Below are 3470 nucleotides of genomic sequence, written 5' to 3'. Positions count from 1 at the left end.
GGGCCCGCCGGTTCTCCGGCGGGCCCTTCCGCGTGGGGCGGCGGCGCGGTTCAGCGGGCGACGCGGGCCGTGACGTAGCGCACGGGCACCTCGAAGCGGACCCGGCCGCCGTCGGTGCGCAGGGCGTCGAGGGCGGTGACGATCCGCTCGCGCAGGGCGGCGGCCTCGTCCTCGGGCAGGTGCTGCCACAGCAGGCGCATGCCCTGGGTGTGCGACCAGGTGACCCAGGCGTCGCCGGAGGGCGCGGTCTGGATCACCGGCTCGTCGGTGATCTCGACGTCGGTGAAGCCGGCCTTCTCCAGGGCGGCGGTGAGGTCCGCCGGGTCCTCCAGCCAGGAGTGCAGCTGCTTCTGGAGCTGCTCCGGGTGCCAGGCCTCGGGCAGGTGCTCCAGGAGCGACATCGGGATGAGCTCGGTGAAGAGCGGCGGCAGGAAGGGGAAGGTGTCACGGGTGAACACCGGGCTGGTGAAGGCGATGCGGCCGCCGTCGGCGAGCAGGTCGGCGTAGCGGGCCAGGGCGGCGCGGGCGTCCGGCAGGAAGATGACGCTGTAGCTGCCGAGGACCAGGTCGAAGGAGCGGGCGGGCAGGTCGGGGTGCTCGCCGTCCATGACCCTCAGGTCGACGTTGGCGATGCCCTGGCGGGCGGCCTCCTTGCCGGCCTCCTCGATCATCGCCTCGGCGATGTCGATGCCGAGGGCGCGCCCCCGCTCGCCGATGAGGCGGGCGGCGGGCAGGAGGGTGGCGCCCAGACCGCAGCCGACGTCGAGCAGGCGCTCGCCCGGCCGGGGGTCGGCCAGCTCGACGAGGCGGCCGCCCATGGGCGTGAAGAACTCCACGTCCAGCCGGTCGTAGGTCGCCGCGGCACCGTTGAAGGCGGCGGTGACTTTGGTCTTGTACGTCGCGGTTGCGGTGTCCGTAGTCAATTCAGCTCCCTGGATATCCGGACGTCGGGGACGAGCGCCCGGCCGGCTTTCATCGTGACGGCCCGGACCCGTGGTCCGCTGGAGGATCGATCGACGTCCGGTCGCGGTCCGGTGGCAGGAGCTTCGCAATCCGTTCGGGCATCGATTTTCGGCCTTGCCCGGGGAAAGTCGCGCGACCGAGGATGACGGGGATGCCCGACGTTCTCGGCCGCACACCCGTGGAGGAAATGGAATGAGCAGTCAATTCGATGCCGTACGCCGCATGATAGAGGCGTACAACACCGGAAAAACCGAGGACGTCGCGGAGTACATCCACCCCGATTACCTGAATCCGGCCACGATGGAGCACATGGACCTGCGCGGTCCCGACTCCTTCGCGATGGCCGTCAAGTGGCTGAAGATGACCTTCTCCGAGGAGGCCCGCCTGGTCGAGGTCTCCCTGGAGGAGAACGGCCAGTGGGTGCGCGCCAACCTCGTCCTGTACGGCCGCCACGTGGGCGACCTGGTCGGCATGCCGGCCACCGGGCGCGAGTTCTCCGGCGAGCAGATCCACCTGATCCGCTTCGTCGACGGCAAGATCCGCGACCACCGCGACTGGCCCGACTACCAGGGCACCTACCGTCAGCTCGGCTCCCCGTGGCCGACGCCCGAGGGCTGGAGGGCCTGACCGTGATCCTGGTGACCGGAGCAACGGGCAAGGTCGGCCGCGAGGCCGTCGAGCAGCTGGTGGCGCTCGGCCGCGACGTGCGGGCGCTCAGCCGCCGGCCCGAGGAGGCGGGGCTGCCGGAGGGCGTCGAGGTCGTGGCGGGCAGCCCGGCCGACGCCGACTCGCTGGCGGTGGCGCTCAAGGGCGTCGACGCCGCGCTCGTCGTGCTGTCCGGCGACGTCGCGGGCGAGGCCCGCGCGTTCGCCGCCGCGGCCGCCGAGGCGGGCCTCGGCCGGGTCGTCCTCCTCTCCTCGGGGAGCGTCCTGCACCCGCTGGCGCACGGCATCGCCGAGGAGCACCGCGCCGCCGAGGAGGCGATCCGCGGGATCGGCGCCGAGTGGACGTTCCTGCGTCCCGGCCCGTTCCACGCCAACACCTCCTGGTGGGTCAGGACGGTGCGCGAGGAGGGCCGGGTCCGCGACTGGATCGGCAACAACCCGGGCGCGCCGATCGACGAGCACGACATCTCCTCGGCCGCCGTCGTCGCCCTGACGCGGCCGGGGCACGAGGGCAAGGCGTACCTCCTGACCGGCCCGGAGGTCCTGACCTCCGAGGAGCAGGCCCGGATCCTGGGCGAGGCCCTCGGCCGCGAGCTGGAGTTCTCCGTGGCCCCGCAGGGCGAGGTCGTGGACGTGTTCGCCGGCATCACCGGCGACCGCGAGGCCGCGGTGACGAACGTCGCCGCCCTGCACAGCCCCGAGGTCCCCTGGTCGAAGGTGAGCCCCGCGGTGCGCGAGCTGACCGGCCGCGACCCGCGCCCGTACCGCGAGTGGGCGGCGGCCAACGCGCCGCTGTTCGGCTGAGGAGGCCGTCATGTCCGCAGAGAACACGAAGGCAGGCCCGGTCCTGGTCGTCGGCGCGACCGGCGCGCAGGGCGGCGCGACCGCCCGCGAGCTGGTCGCCCGCGGCGGCCGCGAGGTGCGGGCGCTGGTCCGCGACCCGGAGTCGGACGCCGCGCGGGCGCTCGCCGGTCTCGGCGTGGTGCTCGTACGGGGAGACCTGGACGACGAGGCGTCGCTGCGCGCGGCGTTCGAGGGCGTCCACGGCGTCTTCAGCGTGCAGAACTTCATGACCCCGGCCGGTCTGGGCGGCGAGGTCCGCCAGGGCCGCGCGGTGGCCCGGGCGGCCCGCGACACCGGCGTGGCGCACGTGGTGTACAGCTCGGTCGGCGGGGCGGAGCGCCACAGCGGCGTCCCGCACTTCGACTCCAAGCACCACGTCGAGCGCTACCTGGACGAGCTCGGGGTGCCGAACACGGTGCTGCGGCCGACCTTCTTCATGGACAACTTCGCGGCCCACGGGCCGCAGGAGGTCGACGGCACGCTGGTGGTGCAGCTCGGCCTGAAGCCGGACACCCGGGTGCAGTTCATCGCGGTCGCGGACATCGGCTGGTTCGCCGCCGAGGCCTTCGACCGGCCGGCCGAGTACCTGGGCCGCAAGGTGGAGATCGCGGGCGACGAGCTCACGGCCGACGAGGTCGCCGCGGCGTTCGCGGCCCGTACGGGCAGGCCGGCCCGCTTCGAGGAGGTCCCGCTCGACGCGGTCGCCGCCAACCCGTACATCCCCAACGCCCCCGAGATCGCCCTGATGTTCGAGTGGTTCCAGACGCACGGCTACCGGGCGGACCTGCCCGCCCTGCGCGCCGCGCACCCGGGCCTGCTCACCTTCGACGCCTTCCTCAAGGGCGTCGACCTCTGAGCCTTCGGGCACGCGCGTGGGCCGGGGGGGGGCGGGGGGGGGGGGGGCGGCCCCGGCCGGCGGGGGGGGCCCGCCGCGGCCCTATCGAGAGCCCACAGTCACGCGGGCGGCCCCGGGGGAGGCAACACAAACCCGCACACACA

The 3470-nt window shown here is 73.6% G+C and carries 4 protein-coding genes; 3 read left to right on the top strand and 1 reads right to left on the bottom strand.

What is annotated here, in order from left to right; translation table 11 throughout:
* Positions 1 to 50: 50 nt before the first annotated feature.
* A complete protein-coding gene (locus tag ACWGSR_RS35205) occupies positions 51 to 923 on the bottom strand; it encodes a class I SAM-dependent methyltransferase (RefSeq protein ID WP_376247321.1) in 873 nt (290 codons plus the stop codon).
* Positions 924 to 1155: 232 nt separating this feature from the next.
* Here ACWGSR_RS35205 and ACWGSR_RS35200 point away from each other — a divergent pair, with 232 nt between their 5' ends.
* From ACWGSR_RS35200 to ACWGSR_RS35190, 3 genes are read left to right on the top strand one after another with little or no spacing between them, the layout of a single operon-like run.
* The gene (locus tag ACWGSR_RS35200) at positions 1156 to 1590 is read left to right on the top strand and encodes an ester cyclase (protein WP_366379207.1); all 435 of its coding nucleotides are present in this window, start codon (positions 1156 to 1158) and stop codon (positions 1588 to 1590) included.
* Positions 1560 to 2432 (top strand): NAD(P)H-binding protein, encoded by an 873-nt coding sequence (locus ACWGSR_RS35195; protein ID WP_453573013.1) that lies wholly within the window; start codon positions 1560 to 1562, stop codon positions 2430 to 2432. The genes ACWGSR_RS35200 and ACWGSR_RS35195 overlap by 31 nt, the downstream gene beginning before the upstream one ends.
* A gap of 10 nt (positions 2433 to 2442) precedes the next feature.
* Positions 2443 to 3327 carry an NmrA/HSCARG family protein gene (locus ACWGSR_RS35190; protein ID WP_376247328.1) on the top strand — a complete coding sequence of 295 codons (885 nt, stop codon included), beginning with the start codon at positions 2443 to 2445 and terminating at the stop codon, positions 3325 to 3327.
* Positions 3328 to 3470: the final 143 nt, after the last annotated feature.

It is taken from the genome of Streptomyces sp. NPDC055632 (genome assembly GCF_053618675.1).
The sequence above is the reverse complement of the archived record's forward strand: the minus strand, read 5'-3'. Positions and strand labels throughout refer to the sequence as shown.